Below are 22,054 nucleotides of genomic sequence, written 5' to 3' on the forward strand. Positions count from 1 at the left end.
GGAACGGAAACCCAGTCATGGCAATCAATCTGGAAATGCCGAAGAAGTTGCAGGCCGTCATCGACATGGCCCACGAGGGCGCCGCCGAGATGCTGAGGCCGATCTCGCGCAAGTACGATCTCGCCGAGCACGCCTACCCGGTGGAGCTGGACACCCTCGCCGACCTGTTCGAGGGCATCTCCGAGGCGAACACCATCTCCTTCGCCGGCGCCGAGGCGTTCCGCGATTCGAGCGGTGGCCCCAAGCAGAACGTCAACGGCGGGAACATGTCCGCGCTGGTGAACGCGCTGGAGGTCAGCTGGGGCGATGTGGCGTTGCTGCTGTCGGTGCCACGTCAGGGCCTGGGTAACGCCGCCATTTCCTCGGTGGCCTCGCCCGACCAGCTGGAGAAGCTGGGCAAGGACGTCTGGGCCGCGATGGCGATCACCGAGCCCGGCTTCGGATCGGACTCGGCGGCGGTGACCACCACCGCGGTGCTCGACGGCGACGAGTACGTGATCAACGGCGAGAAGATCTATGTCACCGCGGGTTCCCGCGCCACCCACATCGTGGTGTGGGCGACCCTGGACAAGTCACTGGGCCGGGCGGCGATCAAGTCGTTCATCGTCCCGCGTGAGCATCCGGGTGTCACGGTCGAGCGCCTCGAGCACAAGCTCGGCATCAAGGCCTCCGACACCGCGGCGATCCGCTTCGAGAACGCCCGGGTGCCGAAGGAGAACCTGCTCGGGGACCCCGAGATCCACGTCGACAAGGGGTTCGCGGGGGTGATGGAGACCTTCGACAACACCCGGCCGATCGTGGCCGCGATGGCCGTCGGAATCGCCCGCGCCGCGCTGGAGGATCTGCGCAAGATCCTCACCGACGCCGGGATCGAGATCTCTTACGACAAGCCCGCGCACGCACAGAGCGCCGCCGCCGCCGAGTTCCTGCGGATGGAGGCCGACTGGGAGGCCGGCTACCTGCTGACCGTGCGATCGGCGTGGCAGGCCGACAACGCCATCCCGAACTCGAAAGAGGCGTCGATGGGCAAGGCCAAGTCCGCCCGGGTGGCCAGCGACGTCACCCTCAAGGCCGTCGAGATGGCGGGCACCACGGGCTATTCCGAGGAGACACTGCTGGAGAAGTGGGCCCGCGACAGCAAGATTCTCGACATCTTCGAGGGCACCCAGCAGATCCAGCAGCTGGTCGTCGCGCGCCGGCTGCTCGGGCTGTCCTCCGCCGAGCTCAAGTAGTCCTGGACGGTCAGAACCCGCCGGCGACCGCGACGCGGGTGCGCCCGGTGACGCCGCCGCCGACGATGGTGCGCAGGGTGTGCGGCGCGTCGAGGATCGACACGTCGCTGGTGATGGCGTCGAGGTGGGCCGGCTTGAGGTCGCCCTCGATCGCCCGCCAGAGTTCGCGACGCCGCTCGATCGGCAGCTGTACCGAGTCGATCCCCGCCAGGGTGACGCCGCGGAGGATGAACGGCAGAACCGTGGTCGGAAGCTCCGGTGACCGGGCGAGGCCCGACACCGCCGCCACGCCGCCGTAGTTCAGGACGCTGAGCGCATACGCCAGGGTGTCCCCGCCGACACTGTCGACGACGGCGGCATAGCTGGACTTGCCCAGCGGGCGGAGCTTCTCGCCCTCGGCCGGCAGCCGGCCGATCACCTGGTAGGCGCCCAGCTCCATCAGGAAGTCGTGGGCATCGGCCTTGCCCGTCGATGCGATCACCTCGTAACCCAGCCCGGCCAGCAGGTCGACGCTGACACTGCCGACGCCTCCTGTGGCGCCCGTCACCAGGATGGGCCCGTCCTGCGGACGGATGCCGTTGACGCGCAACACGTCAACGCTCATCGCGGCGGTGAAGCCTGCGGTGCCGATCGCCGCAGCCTCGGCCGTGCTGAGCGCATCGAGCTTGACCAGGTAGTCGGCGGGGTAGCGGGCCCGGTCGGCGTAGCCGCCGTGTCGGCCGGTGCCGATGTCGTAGCCGTGCGCGACCACCCGGTCACCGGGCGCGAAACCGTCGGCCGAGCTGGCGACCACGGTCCCAGCGGCGTCGATGCCCGGGATCAGCGGGTACGACCGGGCCACGCCACCCTTGGGGGTGATGGCCAGTGCGTCCTTGTAGTTCACACCGGAGTATTCGACGGCGATGGTCACCTCACCGTCGGGCAGGAAGCTCTCGTCGACCACCTCTGGGTTCAGGGCGATCGATCCGTCGGAGTCCTGGTGCGCCACCAGAGCGTTGACTGCGGTCATGACGCCATCGTAGAGACGCGAAACCCCCGCGACGCACGAGGCGTGGCGGGGGTTCCAGCGATCTTCTCGTCGGGTCAGCCGATCAGCACCCGCTGCAGGTCGGGCTTCATCTGCTGCAGCTGCTGGCCCCAGTACATCCAGGTGTGGGTGCCGCTCGGCGGGAAGTTGAACACGCCGTTCTGGCCGCCCGCGGCGATGTAGCGCTCCTGGAAACTGATGTTGCTCTTCAGCGTCAGGCTCTCCAGGAATTCCTGCGGCAGGCCGCCGCCGCCCAGCTCGCCGGGCTTGCCGCTGCCGCAGTACACCCAGATGCGGGTGCCGTTGGCGACGATCCTGTCGATGTTGACCGTGGGGTCGTTGCGCCGCCACGCCTCGCTGCCGCCCGGGCCCCACATCGGTTCGGACTTGTAGCCGCCGGCGTCGCCCATCGCCAGGCCGACCAGGAACGGCCACGACCCCTCGGACAGGTTCAGGAAGCCCGACAGCGAGGCGGCATAGATGAACTGCTGCGGGTGGTAGGCCGACAGGATCAGCGAGGCGGATCCGGCCATGGAGAGACCGACCGCGGCGCTGCCGGTGGACTTGACGTCACGGTTGGCCGCCAGCCAGTTCGGCAGCTCGGAGGTCAGGAAGGTCTCCCACTTGTAGGTCTGGCAGCCGACCTTGCCGCACGCCGGCTGGTACCAGTCGGTGTAGAAGCTCGACTGTCCACCGACCGGGAGCACGAGTGACAGACCCGAATCGAGGTACCACTCGAACGCCTGGGTCTCGATGTCCCAGCCGTTGAAGTCGTCGCGGGCGCGCAGACCGTCCAGCAGGTAGACGATGGGCGATCCCGCGCCACCACTCTGGAACTGCACTTTGATGTCGCGGCCCATCGACGGGGACGGAACCATCAGGTACTCGACCGGCAGGCCAGGGCGGGAGAACGCCCCGGCGATCGCCGAGCCGCCCGTGAAACCGATCACGCCGGGGAGCAGCGCCGCGACGGCGGCGACCACCGCGAAGCGGCGGGCCCAACGGTTACGAATCTTGTCAACGAAGGTCATAGAGAGGAATCCATCCATCTACCGGTTACCGCGTCATTCGCCAATACCTCGCGATCACAGATCGCAAATACGGCACCGCAGCAATTTCTTCACTGCGCTGTCGCGCGCCCGCCCGGGCTGATCGTGAAAACGGCAGCAGAACGGACCGAGAGATTCAGTTGTCGCGCCTGAAGTAAAACATGAGGGTCAAGCTGAGAAAACCCCGTCAAGCCGGTCAGACCGCGTCACGAGGTCCCGGACGCGACGCCGCCCGGCCGCCGGAAGAGCTGCCCACACGCGTCCTACCAGGACAAACTGAGCCCGGCGGCCCTTTGCGCCTCCGCATCTGGGTCCGTCGGCGCGCCCCACACATCACGATGGCGCAGGCGCGTCTCGGCGAGGCGCAGGTACGGCTGCGGGCGCTACGTGGGCTGCTCACCGAGACCGTCACGGAGATCGACCTCCCGGTCCGCACCGGCGATCCGATCAGCCGACATACCCGAGGTCAGGGTCGGCTGGCCGCCGCGCACATCGTGCACGAGTCGCGCTCGGTGATCGAACTGCTGCTGAGCGCGTCGGGCGCCTCCGCCCACTTCGTGGACAATCCGCTGCAGCGAGCCAAGCGCGACGTCGACGTGCTGTCCGGTCACGTGATCTTCGACTACGACACCAGCCGGGAGGTGGCCGGTGCGCTGAGCGTCGGCCTGCGGATCTCACCGATCGCGATGGTCTGACCGGACGACGAGGAGGAGACGACGATGGCCGAGATGCGCGACGGCTTCACCCGCGTGTTCCAGAAGTACCTGGCGAATCCGGTGATGCGGCTGGTGCCGATGCAGACGCTGCTCGAGACCAGAGGACGCCCTCGACGACTGGATCCTCGCGGGCTATTCGATCCTCGCCGAAGACGGCCTGCCGTCGCTCAAGCTCGACCGGCTCACCGAACGTCTCGGCGTCACCAAGGGCAGCTTCTACTGGCACTTCGCCGACATGGCCGGCTACCGCGCCGCGCTGATCGAGAACTGGGGCGCACAGCGCGGCGCAGAGCACCGGGTATTCGCCGAGATCGCGGGAGGGCCACCGCGCCAACGGCTGTCGATGTTGATCTCGGCACTCGTCAGCCCGCGGCACTGGCGGCTCGAACGCACGATGCGGGAATGGGCACGCTCCGACAAAGCCGTCGCTGCCGGCGTCGACGCCGCGGATCGACGGGTGCTGCGCGCGGTGCGCCAGGCCTTCCTCGACCTCGGTTTCTCACCGGAGGAGACGGAGCTGCGGGCGGGTACGACGTTCGCCGCAGGTGTGGGGTTCCTGCACCTGGCCGGCTCGCGGCCCAGGCCGCTGACCGCGGCGCAGCGCGAGCACTTCGTGGAGTTCATGTTGCGGCCCTGAGCCGCCCGGTCATCCGCGGCGCGCCAATTCGGCGAGGTGGTCGAGCGAGTTCTGCAGGTGCTCGGGCTCGAAGGGCGGGAAGTCGATCTGCTCGCGTACGTGCGGCGGCACACTGGACCAGTCGTAGGTCAACGTGACTCGGGTCCGCGACGGGGCCTCGGCGGTCAGGTCGTAGCGCCAGATCCAGCCGCCGAACTCGATGTCGCCGCGCTCCGACGAGCGTTGGCCGGGTTCCCACGCGATCGCGTGCGGGCGGTCGAAATGGACCACCCTGTTCGCCACCTCGTAATGACCGTCGGAGAATTCGGCGTTGTCGTGATACATCGCGACGTCGAAAATCTGGCCGACCTGCGTCAGCGCCTTCGCGTCCAGTGGCTCGCGGACCCACCCGGTGCCGTCGATCGCGGCATGCTGCGCGGGGTCCGCGAGGATGGCGAACACGGTGTCGGCGGAGGCGTCGACGGTCGTGGTGGCGGTGATGACGTCGTTCGGCATGGCGGTGGCCCTCTCTCGGCGGATGTCAGCAGAACCGACCCCGGCCGCACGCCGGACTCATCGCAGTCCCTTGCGACGCTTCTGAGATAAAAGTAACGTCAGTTTCAGTTTCGCCGTCCTCGACCGCCACCACGTCATCGGAGCCGCTGATGGAATCGTTCGTTCACCTGCACAGAGGTAAGACACCGCGGCGCCCGCACGCGGACCTCGACGGCCAGAAGGACGACGAGCTCGGTCGCGGCGGGTTCACCGGACGCACTGCCAACCTGTACCGGCGCAACGACCCCACCGCGTTCCGCGCCGCGGGTCCACTGCGTCCCCTCGACGTCCTCGGCGACCAACTCAAGCCGTCCGACGCGACCGACGCCGCCGGGGCGCCGCTGCTGATGTTCTCGAACCCCGACTGCCAGGTGCTGCTGTCCCGGCGCACCGAGGAGATGCCCTTCTTCGCCCGCTACATCGACGGCGACCTGTTGTCGTTCGTCCACAAGGGAAGCGGGTTGCTCGAAACCGAATTCGGGCCGCTGCGCTACCGCGAAGGCGACTGGGTGTACATCCCCAAGGCGTGCAGCTGGCGCCAGATCCCCGATCACACGCCGGACGGTCCTGCCGGGTCCATGTGGCTGATGATCCAGGCCACCGACGATTTCCGGGTACCGCCGGCCGGCTCGCTGGGCAGGCACTTCCCGTTCGACCCGTCCCTGATCGTCGTTCCCGAACCGGCACCGATCGACGACGGTGTCGGCCCGCATACCGACGGTGAGTACGAAGTCCGGCTCTACCACGAGGGCGGACCGACCAGCCTGTACTACCGGCACCATCCGCTGGACGTCGAGGGATGGCGGGGTGACAACTTCCCCTTCACCTTCAACATCGCCGACTACAACGTCATCACCTCCGACAGCGTGCACCTGCCGCCGACGGTGCACCTGTTCATGCACGCGACCGGCGTCTACGTGATGAACTTCCTGCCCAAACCCGCCGAATCCGTGCCGGGCACCGAACGCACCCCCTGGTATCACCGCAACGTCGACTTCGACGAGATCGCGTTCTTCCACAGCGGCTCGCTCTACGGCATCCCGATGCCGCCCGGACTGATCTCTCACGCACCGCAGGGCGTCCATCACGGCGCACCGGAGAAGGCACGCGAACGGGCGAGGCGGAAGTTCGACGAGTACAGCCGGGTCGACTGGTCGGTGATCGCCGTCGACACCAGGCGCAGGCTCGTCCCGTCGGCCGAGATCCTCGCCAACGACCTCGGACAGCACTGATGAGCGCTTGCGCGAAGAGGAGACAGCACTGACATGACGACCGCGATCAAGCACGAATACGACCGGATCCCGTATCTGGTTGCCTACCAGAACACTTCAGGCGTTCGGGATGTCTACGGCGGCGTCGCCGAACTCGTCGTCCTCGAGAGTCATCTGCTCCGGCCGAAGACGCGAGCCTCCGAAACCGTACTGGTGTTCATGCACCCCATCGGCGGCGGCGCCTACCTCCCGATGATGAATGCGCTGGCCCGCGCCGGACACCATGTCATCTACTGCAACAGCCGTTTTCGCGGCACCGACTCCGCGCTGCTGATGGAGAAGGTGGTGGAGGACCTCGGCGAGTGCATCAAGGACGCCAAGAACCGGCTGGGCTACCAGAAGGTGGTGCTGGCCGGCTGGAGCGGCGGCGGCTCGTTGTCGGCGTTCTATCAACAGCAGGCGCAGCATCCCACGGTGACGGCGAGCCCGTCCGGCGACGGACCCGACCTGACGAAGCTGGGCCTCATCCCGGCCGACGGCATCATGCTGCTGGCCGCCCACATCAGTCGCCACGGCACGCTGACCGAATGGCTCGACGCCTCGATCCTCGACGAGTCCGACCCCACCAACCGCGATCCGGAACTCGACCTGTACGACCCCGCCAACCCCAACCAGCCGCCGTACACGCATGCGTTCCTCGAGCGCTACCGGCAGGCGCAGATCGACCGCAACCGGCGGATCACCAAGTGGGTCAAGGCGAAACTGGCCGAGCTGGAGGCCGCCGGACGCCCCGCAGACGAGTTCGCCTTCGTCGTGCACGGCACCATGGCCGACCCCCGCTGGCTCGACCCGACGGTCGACCCCAACGAACGCGCACCGGGCACCTGCTATCTCGGCGATCCACAGGTGGTCAACAACGGCCCGGTCGGGCTGGCCCGGTTCTGCACGCTGCGCAGCTGGCTGTCGCAGTGGAGCTATGACGACGCCAACGGCGACGCCGTGAAGGCCGGGCCGGACATCGCGGTGCCCGCACTGGTGATCGGCAATCTCGCCGACGACGCCTGCACGCCCAGCCACACCCGCCGGCTCTTCGACGCGATCGGGCACCCCGACAAGGAGATGCACGAGATCCCCGGCGCCAACCATTACTACGCCGGTCCCGACCAACGCGCTCAATTGCGCCAGGCGGTGAGTATCGTGACGGATTGGCTGATCCGCCACGACTTCGCGAGGGCTGTATGACACCTACCGGCGGGCGAGAAGCCGACCCGGCGCACACTCCGACCGGCGCGCTCGACGGCGTCCGCGTGATCGAGGTGGGCACGTTGATCTCCGGGCCGTTCGCCGGCCGGCTGCTCGGCGACATGGGCGCCGAGGTCATCAAGATCGAGCCGCCCGGCGCACCGGACCCGCTGCGCACCTGGGGACAGGCCGAACTCGACGGCGAGCATTTCTTCTGGACGGTGCACGCCAGGAACAAGAAGGCGATCACCCTCGACCTGCGCACACCCCGGGGTCGCGAGCTGTTCCTCGAACTCGTCGAGCGCTCCGACGTCATCGTGGAGAACTTCCGGCCCGGCACGCTGGAGAAGTGGGACCTGGGTTACGACGTACTGCGCGATCGCAACAAGGGCATCATCCTGGTCCGGGTGTCGGGCTACGGGCAGACCGGACCCGACGCGCACCGAGCGGGATACGCCTCGGTCGCGGAGGCGGCCAGCGGACTGCGCCATCTCAACGGCTTCCCCGGCGGCCCGCCACCCCGGCTCGCGCTCTCGATCGGTGACAGCCTCGCAGGCATGTTCGCCGCCCAGGGCGCGCTCGCCGCGCTGTACCGGCGCTCGGTCACCGGCGAAGGCCAGGTCGTCGACACCGCACTCACCGAATCCTGTCTGGCCGTGCAGGAGTCGACGATTCCCGACTACGACGTCGGCGGTGTCGTGCGCGGCCCCTCGGGCACGCGGCTGGAGGGCATCGCGCCGTCGAACATCTACAAGACCGCCGACGGCAGCTGGGTGGTGATCGCGGCCAATCAGGACACCGTGTTCCGCAGGCTCTGCCTGGCGATGGACCGCGCCGAGCTCGCCACCGACGACCGGTTCGCCGACCATGTGGCCCGCGGCCGCAACCAGGACGAACTCGACAAGATCATCGGCGACTGGGCGGCGGAGCGGCAACCGGGCGACATCATCGACGTGCTGTCGGCCGCCGGGGTGATCGCCGGGCCCATCAACACCGTCGCCGAGGTGGTCGTCGACCCGCAGCTGCTTTCGCGCGGCATGATCGCCGAACACCACGACGAGAGGATCGGGCGCACGGTCCTGGGCCCCGGCATCGTTCCGGTGCTCTCGGAGTCACCGGGAAGCATCCGCAGCGCGGGCCCGTCGCGACCGGGCCGGCACAACGAGGATGTCTTCTCGGGTCTGCTCGGCCGGACCGCCGAGCAACTCGACGAACTGCGGGCGGAGGGAGTGCTGTGAGCGGGCTGCCGGACAGGGTCGACATCCGGGAGGTGTCGCTGCGCGACGGGCTGCAGATCGAGGCGCCGATCCCGTTGCCGGCGAAGCTGGAACTGCTGGAGGCGGTCGTCGCGACCGGCTTCCGCGAGATCGAGGCGACTGCCTTCGTGTCGCCGTCGAAGGTGCCTGCGCTCGCCGACGCCGCCGAACTGGCCGCCGAACTGGACCGGTTCCGGGCCGAGCGCGATGTCGAGTTCTCCGCCCTGGTGGCAGGTCCCGGCGGGGCGAAGCGCGCGATCGCCGCCGGCATGGGCTCGATCGAGTACGTCGTGTCGGCGGCCGACGGCCACAGCCAGGCCAACGTGGGGCGGTCGACGGCCGAGTCCACCGACCTGATCGCCGACATCACCCGCATCGCCCACGAGGGCGGCGCCACCATCGAGGTCATCATCGCCACCGCGTGGGACTGCCCCTTCGACGGTCCCACCAACCCGCGCCGCGTCGTCGACATCGCCGCGGCGGCCACCGAACTCGGCGCCGACCGGCTGGCGATCGCCGACACGATCGGCACCACGACGCCCAAGCGGGTCGCGGACCTCGTCGCCGCCGTCCGCCCGGTGTCCGGCGACATCCCGCTCGGCGCGCACTTCCACAACACCCGCGGCGCGGGCCTGGCGAGCGCATACGCCGCCGTCACCGCGGGGATCACCCGGCTCGACGCGTCGGTCGGCGGGCTCGGCGGCTGCCCGTTCGCTCCCGGCGCCAGCGGCAACATCGCGACCGAAGATCTCGTCTACCTGTTGCGCGACAGCGGCATCGAGGTCGACGTCGACCTGCAGGCGGCCATCGCCGCCGCCGACGTGGCCCGCCGGGTCGTCGGCCACGACCTGCCGAGCGCGCTGCTGCGCGCCGGCGACCGGATCCTGCACTGACCGTGGCCACCGACTCGCTCACCGCCAAAGGTCGCCAGACGCGTGGCGCGATCGAGGCGGCAGCACGGAAACTGTTCGCCGAGCGCGGCTTCCACGGAACCACGCTGGCCGACATCACCGCCGCGGCGGGCAAGTCACCCGCGGTGTTCTACCGCTACTACCGCGACAAGGAAGACCTGTTGGTCGCGCTCGCGGAATCCTTCCTGCACGACGTGGTGGTGCCGTCCGGACTCACCGTCCACCTGCCCGAGTCGGCCGACGACACAGCCTTCTTCTCGGCGGTGGTGACCGGCTACTGGAACATGTTCAAGCAGAACATCGGCATCATGATCGCGGTCAACCAGCTGGCCGACACCCGACCCAGATTCGCCGACGTGCAGAACGAGTTCCGGCGCTTCGGCGTCGACATGGTCTCCGCGACCGTGCGCCGCGCGCAGGAGCAGGGCTACGCCGCCGACCTCGATCCCGGCCACACCGGCGCGGCAATCGCGCTGCTGTTCGAGAACTTCACCGCGGTGTTCCTACGGCCCAACGGCCTCGGGCTGCGGATCGGCGATGCCGAGGCGATCACCACGCTGTCGACGATCTGGAAGAAGACACTGTACGGCTACTGAGCGCACCAGAGAGGAATCAGAGTGGATTTCGCACTGCCGCAACATCTTCCGACGCTACTGGAGGAGATGGACGCGTTCATCGAGGCGGAGATCAAACCGCTGGAGCGCGAACACATCCAGTACTTCGACCACCGCCGCGAGTACGCGCGCACGGACTGGGAGAACGGCGGGATCCCACGCCGCGAGTGGGAGGACCTGCTCGACGAGATGCGGCGGCGCGCCGACGCGGCGGGCTGGCTGCGCTACGGACTGCCGTCCCGGTTCGGCGGCCGCGACGGCACCAACATCGACATGGCGGTGATCCGCGAACACCTGGCGCACAAGGGTCTGGGTCTGCACAACGATCTGCAGGACGAGTCCTCGATCGTGGGGAACTTCCCCCAGGTCATCATGATGGACCGGTTCGGCACCGAGGCGCAGAAAGCCGAGTGGATCGAAGCCATGCTGACCGGCGAGCGGTCGATGGCCTTCGGGCTGACCGAGCCGAAACACGGCTCCGACGCCACCTGGCTCGAGACGCGCGCCGTTCCCGACGGCGACGGCTGGGTGATCGACGGCACGAAACGGTGGAACACCGGGGTGCACCGCGCCACTCATGACCTGATCTTCGCCCGCACGTCCGGCGAACCCGGCCAGGCGCGGGGCATCACGGCGTTCCTGGTGCCGACCGACTCCCCCGGCTTCACCGTGCCGTACTACTGGTGGACGTTCAACATGCCGACCGACCACGGCGAGGTGGAGCTGAAAGACGTCCGCGTGCCTGCCGACGCGGTGCTCGGCGAGGTGGACCGCGGCCTCGAAGTGGGCCAGACGTTCCTGCACGAGAACCGGATCCGGCAGGCGGCCAGCAGCCTGGGCGCCGCACAGCACTGCATCGACCGTGCGGTCGCCTACGCCAACTCGCGCAACGTGTTCGGCAAACCGCTGGCCGTCAACCAGGCCGTGCAGTGGCCGCTGGTCGAGCTGCAGACCGAGGCGCAGATGGTGCGCCTGCTGGTGTATTACGCCGCAACCGAACTGGATCGCAGCCACCACATGGAGGTCTCGGACAAGGTGTCGATGGCCAACTACCGGGCGAACCGGCTGGTGTGTGAGGCCGCCGACCGGGCCATGCAGGTGCACGGCGGCGTGGGCTACAGCCGTCACGAGCCGTTCGAACACATCTACCGCCACCACCGGCGCTACCGCATCACCGAAGGCGCGGAGGAGATCCAGATCCGGCGGGTGGCGCAGCGGCTCTTCGGGTTCGGCAAGCGCTGACATGGCGGGCGGCGATGCCGGCACCGGTCTGGCCGGCGCTCTCGTCACGGTGCTGCGGCCGGTGCTCGGGGACTCGGTGGCGGTGCGCGACCTGCACCGCCTCACCGGCGGGGCCAGCCGCACCACCTGGGCATTCGACGCGGTCACCGACCGGGCCCAGGCGCTGATCCTGCGCACCGGTCCGGCCGACGAGGTGCATGCGGGCATGGAACTGGAGGCCAGGGCGCAGCAGCGGGCGGCCGCGGTAGGCGCACCGGTGCCTCACATCCTCGCCGCCGACGATTCGGCTGCGGCGCTGGGCAATCCGTATCTGATCTGCGGCGCCATCGCGGGCGAGACCATCGTGCGACGGATCTTCCGCGGCCTCGATGACGCCGGGCGCGATCGGCTGCTGCGGCAGTGCGCGCAGGCACTGGCCGCGATCCATCGCGCGGACCCCGACGGCATCGGTCTGACACCGGCCGACCCACTGGCCGAGTGGCGCGAGCGGCTCGACGAGATGGGTGACACCACCGCGACGTTCGAGTGGGCCTTCCGCTGGCTGGAAGCCAACCGGCCGCCGCCGACGCCGCCACGGCTGGTGCACGGCGACTTCCGGATGGGCAACCTGATCGTCGAGGACTCCGGGCTGGCGGCCGTGCTGGACTGGGAACTCGTCCACATCGGCGAGGTGTACGAGGATCTGGCCTGGTTCTGCATCCGGGCCTGGCGGTTCGGAGCGCCCGAGCACCTCGGGGCGGGCGGGCTGGGCAGCGTCGAGAGCCTGCTCTCGGAGTACGAGGCCGCGGGCGGTTGCCCGATCGACCGGGCGGCCTTCCGGTGGTGGCTGGCGGTGGCGACACTGCGCTGGGGCGTCATCTGCCGCTTCCAGGCCGAGCGGCACCTCGCCGGGCAGACCCGGTCGGTCGAGCTCGCCGCGATCGGCCGACGGGTCTGCGAAACGGAGTGGGACCTGTTGGAACTGCTGGAAGGACGGGGCCCGAGGTGATCCACGACGCGCCGCTGCACGGTCGCCCCACCGCCGCCGAGCTCGTCGCCGCCGTTGCCGAGTTCCTCGAGCACGACGTGCGCGAGGCCACCGAGGGGCAGGTCAACTTCCACGCCCGGGTGGCGGCCAACGTGCTGCGCACCGTCGAACGCGAACTGCTGGACTCGTCGGCAGCGGACGTCGCGGCCGCGGTGCGCGACCTCGGCTATGACGACGAGACGCACCTCGCCGCGGGCATCCGGGCCGGTGAGCTCGACGACCGGGCCGCCGAGCTGCCGGCCGCTCTGCGGGTGCTCGTGCGGCACCGCCTCACCGTCGCCCATCCCGGCTACGACGCCACGTGACGCACGGTGGCCAGCCAGGCCGGTTCGTCGACCCGGGTGCCGACCGGCACGCCGTAGGCATCGGTCTGCGCCTGCCCCACCACGCCGCGGTACGTCGTGGTGTCCAGCGCCTCGAACTCCCAGCCGTCGGCGAATGCGCCGCGGATGTCCGCCTCACTGACCTGCGGCCCGAATCCGCGACCGGCATCCGACAGCGCGAGCACGTGCACCAGCGCGTCGGGCCGGCACACCCGGGACAACCCGGCGACGTAGCGGGCGCGGTCGGCGGCGTCGAACACGTGGAAGAGCGCGCTGTCGACGATGGTGTCGTACCGGTGCGGCCCGTCCAAGGCCAGCGCGTCGGCGACCTCGAACCGCGCGTCCACGCCCCTGGCCGCCGCGTTGTCGCGGGCCGTGCGCACGGCGTGCGGCGAGAAGTCGATCCCGACCACGTCGTAGCCGAGGCCGGTCAGCAGGATCGTGTGCTCGCCAGCACCGCAACCGGCGTCGAGGACGCGACCGCGGATGAGTCCACGCCGTTCCAGCTCGACGATCGCGGGTTGCGGGCCGTCGATGACCCACGGCGCAGTACCCGACCGGTAGGCGTTGTCGAACACGGACTTGGCGGGTGTCACTTCGGGCATTGCCTGGCCTCTCCTGATGCGGAATCCTGCTTGTGACCGAAGTGTGGAACCTCAATCGCCGTTGAGGTCAAGTCCCCACGATGAGGAGGTGGCCATGACACCGGCTCCGCCCCGGGCCGCCGACCAGGTGGCCGACCGGCTCTTCACGGCGATCGAGGCAGGCGACGCCGCCGCCGTCGAACGGCTCTGGGCCGGCGACGTGCTGGTCTGGCACTCCGGCGACCGGCAGGACAACGACCGCGCGCGGGCGTTGCGGGTAATCGGATGGTTCATCAACCGGACAACCGAACGCCGCTACGAGATACTCGATCGCACACTGTTCGACGGCGGTTTCGTCCAGCAGCACGTGCTGCGCGCCGCCGGAACGGACGGCGCGACCATCGCGATGCGCGTCTGCATCGTGATCAGAGTGAGCGACGACGGGCTGATCACCCGGATCGACGAATACTTCGATCCGGCGGAGATGGCGCCGCTGCTCACTGCGCAACCACGGAGGTGATCATGGCCAGCTTGGCAGAACTGCTCGCCAGCCCGCAGGCGGTGGGCGTGTGGACCCTGGTGCCCGACCGGTCCCGCATCGGGTTCAGCAACCGGACGTTCTGGGGCGTCGTGAAGGTGAAGGGGTCGTTCAGCGACTTCAGTGGCGAGGGACAGATCACCGGGACGGGCGCCGTGTTCGGCCGGGTCGACGTGCGCGCCGACTCACTGAGCACCGGTATCGGGAAACGCGACGCACACCTGCGGTCGGAGGAGTTCTTCGACGTCGGCGCCCACCCCGAGATCAGCGTCGTCGTGACGGCGGCCGAACCGCGCGACACCGACCGCGCCGAGCTACGCGCCGACCTGCGCATCAAGGGGGTCTCCCGGCCGATCGAGTTGCCGGCCGTCGTGCAGGTCCTCGACGACGGCGCCATCCGGATCGCCGGTGAGACGACCATCGACCGCACCGACTTCGGGGTCAGCGGCAACATGATCGGGATGATGGGACCGAAGTCAGGCGTGTCGGCTGATCTGGTGTTCCGCCGCGCGAGCGCTTAAGCGGCGAAACAGGCGGCAACGCATCCTGATTCGCCGACATCGCTGCCGGCGTCCGCGAGGTCGGTAGCATCTCGCGCATGGCCGAGCCGTCCCGCCCGCTGCGGATCCTGGTGTACAGCGACAATCCGCGCACCCGTGAGGCAGTACAGCTGGCCCTGGGCCGGCGGATCCACCCGGAACTGCCCGAGCTGTCCTACGTCGACGTCGCCACCGGGCCCATGGTGATCAAGCACATGGACGCCGGCGGCTTCGACCTGGTGATCCTCGACGGAGAGGCCAGTCCGACCGGCGGCCTGGGCATCGCCAAGCAGCTCAAGGACGAGATCGACGACTGTCCACCCGTCCTGGTGCTGACAGGCCGCCCGGACGACGCCTGGCTGGCCAACTGGTCGCGCGCCGAGGCCGCGGTGCCCCATCCCATCGACCCGATCCGGCTCGGCGACGCGGTGGTGTCGCTGCTGCGGACGCCGGTGCAGTAGCCCCGGCACCACCCAGGACATCAGAATGCTTGGCGCTCTTGACTCTTGAGCGCGGAGACATGAGCGCTGCGGCGCGCCCAGCCATTGGATACCGATACTAACCAAAACGTGTGGCGCGGATCGCAAACATGGCTAGGCTGTGGGTTAGCTCACATCGACAGCCACGAGGGGGCGCTTGCGCGGTATGGATTTGTACACACCGATCTTGGTCTTGGGGGCGATAGCGGCCGCCTTCGCGGTGGTATCGGTGGTGATCTCCATGGTCATCGGCCCAGGCCGGTACAACCGGGCCAAGCTCGAGGCCTATGAGTGCGGCATCGAACCGCTGGCGCCGCCGTCCGAGCCGCAGACCGGGGGCATGCACAAGGGCGGGTCGCGGTCAGCGACCGTCCAGCGGATCCCGATCAGGTACTACCTGACCGCGATGTTGTTCATCGTCTTCGACATCGAGATCGTGTTCCTCTACCCGTGGGCGGTGGCCTTCGACAGTCTGGGACTGTTCGCCCTGGTGGAGATGCTGCTGTTCATGCTCACCGTCTTCGTGGCCTATGCCTACGTATGGCGGCGGGGAGGCTTGAATTGGGACTAGAGGAACGGCTGCCGGGCGGGATCCTGCTGTCCACCGTCGAGAAGGTCGCCGGCTACGTCCGCAAGGGCTCGCTGTGGCCGGCCACCTTCGGTCTGGCGTGCTGCGCCATCGAGATGATGTCGACGGCGGGCCCGCGGTTCGACATCTCCCGCTTCGGGATGGAGCGGTTCTCGGCGACGCCGCGACAGGCCGACCTGATGATCGTCGCCGGGCGGGTAAGCCAGAAGATGGCGCCGGTGCTGCGGCAGATCTACGACCAGATGGCCGAACCCAAGTGGGTGCTGGCGATGGGGGTGTGCGCGTCGTCCGGCGGGATGTTCAACAACTACGCGGTGGTCCAGGGCGTCGACCACGTGGTGCCGGTGGACATCTACCTGCCCGGCTGCCCGCCGCGTCCGGAGATGCTGCTACACGCAATTCTCAAGCTGCACGACAAGATTCAGCAGATGCCGCTCGGGGTGAACCGGGAAGAGGCGATCCGTGCGGCCGAAGAGGCCGCTTTGGCGGTGACTCCGACCATCGAGCTCAAGGGGTTGCTGCGGTGACCGAGCACGCGAACGGCAACGGCCACGGCAACGGCGCCGCCGACGGAGACGGCGCCACCACTCCGGAGGTCATCGGCGTCCGCCGAGGCATGTTCGGAGCCAAGGGCACCGGCGACACGTCGGGCTACGGACGACTGGTGCGCCCGGTGGCCCTGCCCGGTGGCAGCCCCCGCCCCTACGGCGGCTACTTCGACGACGTCGTCGACGCCCTCGCCGCCGTACTCGGTGAGGACGCGTACGCGGAGGCCGTCGAGCGGGTGGTGGTGTATCGCGACGAACTCACGCTCGAGGTGAGGCGCGAGCACCTGCCCGCGGTGGCGCGTGCGTTACGCGACGATGCCGCACTGCGTTTCGAGCTGTGCCTCGGCGTCAGCGGGGTGCACTACCCTGACGACGCCGGTCGCGAACTGCACGCGGTGTATCCGCTGATGTCGATCACCCACAACCGTCGGATCCGGCTGGAGGTGGCCGCCCCCGACGCCGATGCCCACCTGCCATCGCTTTTCGGCATCTACCCCACGACCGACTGGCACGAGCGCGAGACGTACGACTTCTTCGGCATCGTCTTCGACGGCCACCCGTCGCTCACCCGCATCGAGATGCCTGACGACTGGGTGGGACATCCGCAGCGCAAGGACTATCCGTTGGGCGGGATTCCCGTGGAGTACCACGGAGCCGAGATTCCCCCGCCCGACGAGCGGAGGGCCTACAGCTGATGTCTCGAAACCCGAAGCCGCCCAACGACGGCGGTGGTTCCGCGGCAGGTGCCGACACCGTCGTCGTCGTCGGTGGCGAGGACTGGGACCAGGTGGTGGCCGCCGCGGCGAAGGCGCAGTCCGGTGAGCGCATCGTGGTGAACATGGGCCCCCAGCATCCGTCCACCCACGGCGTGCTGCGACTCATCCTCGAGATCGAGGGCGAGACGATCATATCGGCGCGTTGCGGCATCGGCTATCTGCACACCGGCATCGAGAAGAACCTCGAGTACCGCAACTGGACGCAGGGCGTCACGTTCGTCACCCGGATGGACTACCTGTCACCGTTCTTCAACGAGACCGCCTACTGCCTGGGTGTCGAGAAGCTGCTCGACGTCACCGACGCGGTGCCCGAGCGCGCCAGCGTGATCCGCGTGATGCTGATGGAGCTGAACCGCATCTCGTCGCACCTGGTGGCGCTGGCCACCGGCGGCATGGAACTGGGTGCGATGAGCGCCATGTTCTACGGCTTCCGGGAGCGGGAACAGATCCTGTCGGTGTTCGAGCTGATCACCGGACTGCGGATGAACCACGCCTACATCCGCCCCGGCGGGCTGGCGGCCGACCTGCCCGACGACGCGGTGCCCAGGATCCAGGACCTGCTGGAGCTGCTGCCCCGACGGCTGCGCGATCTCGAGGACCTGCTCAACGAGAACTACATCTGGAAGGCCCGCACACAGGGCATCGGCTACCTCGACCTGGCCGGCTGCATGGCGTTGGGCATCACCGGGCCGGTGCTGCGGTCCACCGGGCTGCCGCACGACCTGCGCAGGGCCCAGCCGTACTGCGGCTACGAGGACTACGAATTCGACGTGATCACCGACGACGGCTGCGACGCGTACGGTCGCTACCTGATCCGGGTCAAGGAGATGCGCGAGTCGATCAAGATCGCCCAACAGTGCCTGGACAAGCTGCGGCCCGGTCCGGTGATGATCACCGACAAGAAGCTGGCCTGGCCAGCCGACCTGAAGCTCGGGCCCGACGGGCTGGGCAACAGCCCCGAGCACATCGCGAAGATCATGGGCCACTCGATGGAAGGCCTGATCCACCACTTCAAGCTCGTGACCGAAGGCATCCGGGTGCCGGCCGGCCAGGTGTACTCGGCCGTGGAGTCACCGCGCGGCGAGCTAGGGGTGCACATGGTGTCCGACGGCGGGACCCGCCCCTACCGGGTGCACTACCGCGATCCGTCGTTCACGAATCTGCAAGCGGTGGCGGCGATGTGCGAAGGCGGCATGGTGGCCGACGCGATCTCGGCGGTCGCGTCGATCGATCCGGTGATGGGCGGGGTGGATAGATGACGATCTTCCTGGAACTCGGCCAGCGCCCCGACGAGGCGGGCCCGCCGATCCACGGACCCTCGGCCTACCCGCCCGACGTGGCCGCGAGGCTGACCGCCGACGCCGCCACGATCATCGCGAAGTATCCGCAGTCCCGCTCGGCGCTGCTGCCGCTGCTGCACCTGGTGCAGTCCGAGGACGGCTACCTGACCCCGGCGGGCATCGGATTCTGCGCGGATCGACTCGGCCTGACCGCCGCCGAGGTCACCGCCGTCGCCACGTTCTACTCGATGTACCGGCGCAATCCCACCGGTGACTTCCTCGTCGGCGTGTGCACCAACACCCTGTGCGCGATCATGGGCGGCGACGCGATCCTGGAGGCGCTGCAGGATCATCTGGACATCCACGCCGGTGGGACCACCGGGGACGGTCGCGTCACCCTCGAGCACATCGAGTGCAACGCCGCGTGCGACTACGCGCCGGTCGTGATGGTCAACTGGGAGTTCTTCGACAACCAGACCCCGTCGTCGGCCCGCGACCTGGTCGACGAGTTGCGGTCCGGCACGCCGCCCGCGCCGACGCGCGGGGGGCCGCTGTGCACCTTCCGGGAGACGGCCCGCACGCTCGCCGGACTCGGCGATCCACGGTCCGGCGCCGGAGAGGTCGGCGCCGCCACGCTCGCCGGTCTGCACATCGCGCAGGAGAACTCCATGACGGCACCCGCGCCGACGGCCACGGAGGACCGGCCGCCCACCGGTGACAACGGAGCCGCTGCCACGCAGGATGCCGTGGAGACCACCCGCGACGAACCCGCACCCGCGCCGTCGGCCACGGTGCCCGTCGAGTCGGGTACCGCCGAAACCACCCCGCGCGCAACGGAGTCCGACACATGACCGGGCTGACGCCGGTGCTGAGCCGGTTCTGGGACGAGCCCGAGCCGTGGTCGATGGAGACCTACCGCCGCCACGACGGATACCGCGCGCTGGATCGAGCGCTGCACATGGCGCCCGACGACGTGATCGCGCTGGTGAAGGACTCCGGGCTGCGCGGGCGCGGCGGCGCCGGCTTCCCCACGGGCACCAAGTGGTCGTTCATCCCGCAGGACGACACCGGCGCCGGCGCCAAACCGCACTACCTGGTGATCAACGCCGACGAGTCCGAACCCGGCACGTGCAAGGACATCCCGCTGATGATGACCACTCCGCACTTCCTGGTCGAGGGTGCGATCATCGCCGCCTACGCGATCCGTGCCCACCACGCGTTCATCTACGTGCGCGGCGAGGTGGTGCCGGTGCTGCGCCGCCTGCAGGCCGCGGTGGCGGAGGCCTACGCGGCCGGATACCTCGGCAGCGACATCGGCGGCTCGGGCTACGACCTCGAACTGATCGTGCACGCCGGCGCGGGCGCCTACATCTGCGGCGAGGAGACCGCGCTGCTCGACTCGCTGGAAGGCCGCCGCGGCCAGCCCCGGTTGCGCCCGCCGTTCCCCGCGGTGGCCGGCCTGTACGCCTGCCCCACGGTGGTCAACAACGTCGAGTCGATCGCCAGCGTCGCGCCGATCCTGCTCAACGGCATCGACTGGTTCCGCTCGATGGGTTCGGAGAAGTCGCCGGGCTTCACGCTGTACTCGTTGTCCGGCCACGTGACCAGGCCCGGTCAGTACGAGGCGCCGCTCGGCATCACGCTGCGCGAACTGCTCGAGTACGCGGGCGGTGTGCGCGCGGGGCACACCCTCAAGTTCTGGACCCCCGGCGGATCGTCGACACCGTTGCTCACCGACGAACACCTCGACGTGCCACTCGATTACGAGGGCGTCGCCGGCGCCGGTTCCATGCTCGGAACCAAGGCCCTACAGATTTTCGACGAGACCACCTGCGTCGTGCGCGCAGTGCGGCGGTGGACGGAGTTCTACGCCCACGAATCCTGCGGCAAGTGCACGCCGTGCCGCGAGGGTACCTACTGGCTGACCCAGATCTACGCCCGGCTCGAGAGCGGGCAGGGAGGCACCGAGGACGTCGACAAGCTGCTCGACATCTCCGACGCCATCCTCGGGAAGTCGTTCTGCGCGTTGGGGGACGGCGCCGCCAGCCCGATCATCTCGTCCATCAAGTACTTCCGCGACGAGTACCTGGCGCACCTCGATGGCGGGTGCCCGTTCGATCCGCACGCCTCCACACTGCTGGCCGCCGAGGGGGTGGGAGTATGACGCAGACCGCGCAACCCGGGACAGAGGTACCGCCGGTCGAGATGGTCACGCTGACGATCGACGGCGCCGAGGTCAGCGTGCCCAAGGGTACGCTGGTGATCCGGGCGGCCGAACTGATGGGCATCCAGATTCCGCGGTTCTGCGACCACCCGCTGCTCGACCCCGTCGGCGCCTGCAGGCAATGCCTGGTGGAGGTGGAGGGCCAGCGCAAGCCGATGGCGTCGTGCACCACCACGGTGAGTCCGGACATGGTGGTGAGCACGCAGTTCAGTTCCGAGGTCGCCGATAAGGCGCAGCGCGGGGTGATGGAACTGCTGCTGATCAACCACCCGCTGGATTGCCCGGTCTGCGACAAGGGCGGCGAATGCCCGCTGCAGAACCAGGCGATGTCCAACGGCCGCGCCGAGACCCGGTTCACCGACGTCAAGCGCACCTTCCCCAAACCCATCAATATCTCCGCCCAGGTGCTGCTCGACCGGGAGCGCTGCGTGCTGTGCGCCCGCTGCACCCGGTTCTCCGAACAGATCGCCGGCGACCCGTTCATCGACCTGCTGGAACGCGGTGCGCTGCAACAGGTCGGCATCGCTCCGGGCGAACCGTTCGCCTCCTACTTCTCGGGCAACACCGTGCAGATCTGCCCGGTCGGCGCGCTCACCGGCACCGCGTACCGGTTCCGCGCCCGGCCGTTCGACCTGGTGTCGACACCGAGCGTGTGCGAGCACTGCGCCTCCGGCTGCGCGCAGCGCACCGACCACCGCCGTGGAAAAGTGCTGCGCCGGTTGGCCGGTGACGACCCCGAGGTCAACGAGGAGTGGAACTGCGACAAGGGCCGGTGGGCGTTCACCTACACCGGCCTCGGCGACCGCATCACCACACCTGCGCTCCGCGAGCCCGACGGCACCCTGCGGCCGGCGTCATGGTCCGAGGCGCTGGGCGTGGCGGCCGCCGGATTGGCCCGCGCGACAGGCGCGGCCGGCGTGCTCGTCGGTGGCCGCGTCACCGCCGAGGACGCCTACGCCTACACGAAGTTCGCGCGGATGGTTCTCGACACCAATGACATCGACTTCCGCGCCCGGCCGCACAGCGACGAGGAGGCCCGCTTCCTGGCCGCCCATGTCGCCGGGGCGCCGCGGACGGTGCGCTACGCCGATGTCGAGAACGCGCCCGCCGTCCTGCTCGCCGGGTTCGAGCCCGAGGAGGAGTCGCCGATCGTGTACCTGCGGCTGCGCAAGGCGGCACGCAAACGCGGTCTGCAGGTGCTGTCGATCGCCCCCTACGCGACCCGCGCACTCACCAAGATGTCCGGCCGGCTGATCCGCACCGGCCCTGGCGCCGAAGCCAACGCCCTCGACGCGTTGACCGACGAGCCGCTGCTGCGGATGCCCGGTGCGCTGATCCTGGTCGGCGAACGACTGGGGACGTCGCCCGGGGCACTGTCGGCGGCGACCAGGCTGGCCGCGGCCACCGGCGCGCGGCTGGCGTGGATCCCGAGGCGGGCAGGCGAACGCGGGGCCGTCGAGGCGGGCGCGCTGCCCA

24 protein-coding genes and 2 pseudogenes are annotated in these 22,054 nt (G+C 69.0%); 22 read left to right on the top strand and 4 right to left on the bottom strand.

What is annotated here, in order from left to right; all coding sequences use genetic code 11:
* Positions 1-17: 17 nt before the first annotated feature.
* A complete protein-coding gene (locus H7I41_RS09045; protein ID WP_264012221.1) occupies positions 18-1,232 on the top strand; it encodes an acyl-CoA dehydrogenase family protein in 1,215 nt (404 codons plus the stop codon).
* Between the two features lie 10 nt (positions 1,233-1,242).
* Here H7I41_RS09045 and H7I41_RS09050 read toward each other — a convergent pair whose 3' ends face one another.
* The gene (locus tag H7I41_RS09050) at positions 1,243-2,241 is read right to left on the bottom strand and encodes an acrylyl-CoA reductase family protein (protein ID WP_264012222.1); all 999 of its coding nucleotides are present in this window, start codon (positions 2,239-2,241) and stop codon (positions 1,243-1,245) included.
* Between the two features lie 74 nt (positions 2,242-2,315).
* Positions 2,316-3,290, bottom strand: a complete 975-nt coding sequence (locus H7I41_RS09055; RefSeq protein WP_264012223.1) for an esterase family protein — start codon at positions 3,288-3,290, stop codon at positions 2,316-2,318.
* 359 nt (positions 3,291-3,649) lie between these two features.
* On the opposite strand from H7I41_RS09055, the pseudogene H7I41_RS09060 reads away from it, so the two are divergent.
* The 3 genes and pseudogenes from H7I41_RS09060 to H7I41_RS09070 form a co-directional block, all read left to right on the top strand.
* Positions 3,650-4,003, top strand: a pseudogene (locus H7I41_RS09060) (acyl-CoA dehydrogenase family protein); the annotation flags it as partial.
* A gap of 160 nt (positions 4,004-4,163) precedes the next feature.
* Positions 4,164-4,253: pseudogene (locus tag H7I41_RS30410) on the top strand (TetR/AcrR family transcriptional regulator); the annotation flags it as partial.
* A gap of 6 nt (positions 4,254-4,259) precedes the next feature.
* On the top strand, positions 4,260-4,661 hold the full coding sequence (locus tag H7I41_RS09070) for a TetR/AcrR family transcriptional regulator (protein WP_308214597.1): 402 nt from the start codon (positions 4,260-4,262) through the stop codon (positions 4,659-4,661).
* Positions 4,662-4,670: 9 nt separating this feature from the next.
* On the opposite strand, the gene H7I41_RS09075 is transcribed toward H7I41_RS09070, so the two are convergent.
* Positions 4,671-5,156 (bottom strand): SRPBCC family protein, encoded by a 486-nt coding sequence (locus H7I41_RS09075; RefSeq protein WP_264012224.1) that lies wholly within the window; start codon positions 5,154-5,156, stop codon positions 4,671-4,673.
* 149 nt (positions 5,157-5,305) lie between these two features.
* Here H7I41_RS09075 and H7I41_RS09080 point away from each other — a divergent pair, with 149 nt between their 5' ends.
* Genes H7I41_RS09080 through H7I41_RS09115 form a run of 8 tightly spaced genes read left to right on the top strand, consistent with a single transcriptional unit; the run spans position 5,306 to position 13,003 of the window.
* On the top strand, positions 5,306-6,427 hold the full coding sequence (locus tag H7I41_RS09080) for a homogentisate 1,2-dioxygenase (protein WP_264012225.1): 1,122 nt from the start codon (positions 5,306-5,308) through the stop codon (positions 6,425-6,427).
* 33 nt (positions 6,428-6,460) lie between these two features.
* A complete protein-coding gene (locus tag H7I41_RS09085) occupies positions 6,461-7,648 on the top strand; it encodes an alpha/beta hydrolase family protein (RefSeq protein WP_264012226.1) in 1,188 nt (395 codons plus the stop codon).
* On the top strand, positions 7,645-8,886 hold the full coding sequence (locus H7I41_RS09090) for a CaiB/BaiF CoA transferase family protein (RefSeq protein ID WP_264012227.1): 1,242 nt from the start codon (positions 7,645-7,647) through the stop codon (positions 8,884-8,886). The genes H7I41_RS09085 and H7I41_RS09090 overlap by 4 nt, the downstream gene beginning before the upstream one ends.
* Positions 8,883-9,797 (top strand): hydroxymethylglutaryl-CoA lyase, encoded by a 915-nt coding sequence (locus H7I41_RS09095; protein WP_264012228.1) that lies wholly within the window; start codon positions 8,883-8,885, stop codon positions 9,795-9,797. Before H7I41_RS09090 ends, H7I41_RS09095 begins: the two co-directional genes overlap by 4 nt.
* 2 nt (positions 9,798-9,799) lie before the next feature.
* Complete coding sequence (locus H7I41_RS09100; RefSeq protein ID WP_264012229.1) at positions 9,800-10,411, top strand: TetR/AcrR family transcriptional regulator; 612 nt, start codon at positions 9,800-9,802, stop codon at positions 10,409-10,411.
* Positions 10,412-10,432: 21 nt separating this feature from the next.
* Positions 10,433-11,671, top strand: coding sequence for an acyl-CoA dehydrogenase family protein (locus H7I41_RS09105; RefSeq protein ID WP_264012230.1), 1,239 nt, complete (start codon positions 10,433-10,435; stop codon positions 11,669-11,671).
* Position 11,672: 1 nt separating this feature from the next.
* A complete protein-coding gene (locus H7I41_RS09110) occupies positions 11,673-12,659 on the top strand; it encodes a phosphotransferase family protein (protein ID WP_264012231.1) in 987 nt (328 codons plus the stop codon).
* On the top strand, positions 12,659-13,003 hold the full coding sequence (locus H7I41_RS09115) for a DUF6285 domain-containing protein (RefSeq protein ID WP_264012272.1): 345 nt from the start codon (positions 12,659-12,661) through the stop codon (positions 13,001-13,003). Before H7I41_RS09110 ends, H7I41_RS09115 begins: the two co-directional genes overlap by 1 nt.
* On the opposite strand, the gene H7I41_RS09120 is transcribed toward H7I41_RS09115, so the two are convergent.
* Positions 12,988-13,626, bottom strand: coding sequence for a class I SAM-dependent methyltransferase (locus H7I41_RS09120; protein WP_264012232.1), 639 nt, complete (start codon positions 13,624-13,626; stop codon positions 12,988-12,990). The genes H7I41_RS09115 and H7I41_RS09120 overlap by 16 nt on opposite strands.
* Before the next feature lie 94 nt (positions 13,627-13,720).
* Between H7I41_RS09120 and H7I41_RS09125 the strand changes: the two genes are divergently transcribed.
* The 10 genes from H7I41_RS09125 to H7I41_RS09170 all read left to right on the top strand — a co-directional run.
* Complete coding sequence (locus H7I41_RS09125) at positions 13,721-14,125, top strand: nuclear transport factor 2 family protein (RefSeq protein WP_264012233.1); 405 nt, start codon at positions 13,721-13,723, stop codon at positions 14,123-14,125.
* A gap of 2 nt (positions 14,126-14,127) precedes the next feature.
* On the top strand, positions 14,128-14,664 hold the full coding sequence (locus tag H7I41_RS09130) for a YceI family protein (RefSeq protein ID WP_264012234.1): 537 nt from the start codon (positions 14,128-14,130) through the stop codon (positions 14,662-14,664).
* A 77-nt stretch (positions 14,665-14,741) separates the two neighbouring features.
* Positions 14,742-15,143, top strand: a complete 402-nt coding sequence (locus tag H7I41_RS09135; protein ID WP_264012235.1) for an Rv3143 family two-component system response regulator — start codon at positions 14,742-14,744, stop codon at positions 15,141-15,143.
* 184 nt (positions 15,144-15,327) lie between these two features.
* Positions 15,328-15,732, top strand: coding sequence for an NADH-quinone oxidoreductase subunit A (locus tag H7I41_RS09140; RefSeq protein ID WP_264012236.1), 405 nt, complete (start codon positions 15,328-15,330; stop codon positions 15,730-15,732).
* Positions 15,723-16,277: a NuoB/complex I 20 kDa subunit family protein gene (locus H7I41_RS09145; protein WP_264012237.1), complete on the top strand. Its 555-nt coding sequence runs from the start codon at positions 15,723-15,725 to the stop codon at positions 16,275-16,277. The genes H7I41_RS09140 and H7I41_RS09145 overlap by 10 nt, the downstream gene beginning before the upstream one ends.
* Positions 16,274-16,993 (top strand): NADH-quinone oxidoreductase subunit C, encoded by a 720-nt coding sequence (locus H7I41_RS09150; protein ID WP_264012238.1) that lies wholly within the window; start codon positions 16,274-16,276, stop codon positions 16,991-16,993. Before H7I41_RS09145 ends, H7I41_RS09150 begins: the two co-directional genes overlap by 4 nt.
* Entirely contained in the window at positions 16,993-18,333 is a 1,341-nt protein-coding gene (gene nuoD / locus H7I41_RS09155) for an NADH dehydrogenase (quinone) subunit D (RefSeq protein WP_264012239.1), read from the top strand. The genes H7I41_RS09150 and nuoD overlap by 1 nt, the downstream gene beginning before the upstream one ends.
* The gene (nuoE, locus tag H7I41_RS09160; protein ID WP_264012240.1) at positions 18,330-19,205 is read left to right on the top strand and encodes an NADH-quinone oxidoreductase subunit NuoE; all 876 of its coding nucleotides are present in this window, start codon (positions 18,330-18,332) and stop codon (positions 19,203-19,205) included. The genes nuoD and nuoE overlap by 4 nt, the downstream gene beginning before the upstream one ends.
* Positions 19,202-20,518 (top strand): NADH-quinone oxidoreductase subunit NuoF, encoded by a 1,317-nt coding sequence (nuoF, locus tag H7I41_RS09165; protein WP_264012241.1) that lies wholly within the window; start codon positions 19,202-19,204, stop codon positions 20,516-20,518. The genes nuoE and nuoF overlap by 4 nt, the downstream gene beginning before the upstream one ends.
* A partial coding sequence (locus H7I41_RS09170; protein WP_264012242.1) for an NADH-quinone oxidoreductase subunit G occupies positions 20,515-22,054 on the top strand: 1,540 nt, incomplete at its 3' end. The genes nuoF and H7I41_RS09170, both read left to right, overlap by 4 nt.

The sequence above is a fragment of the [Mycobacterium] manitobense genome (genome assembly GCF_025821665.1).
GTDB lineage: Bacteria > Actinomycetota > Actinomycetes > Mycobacteriales > Mycobacteriaceae > Mycobacterium > Mycobacterium arseniciresistens.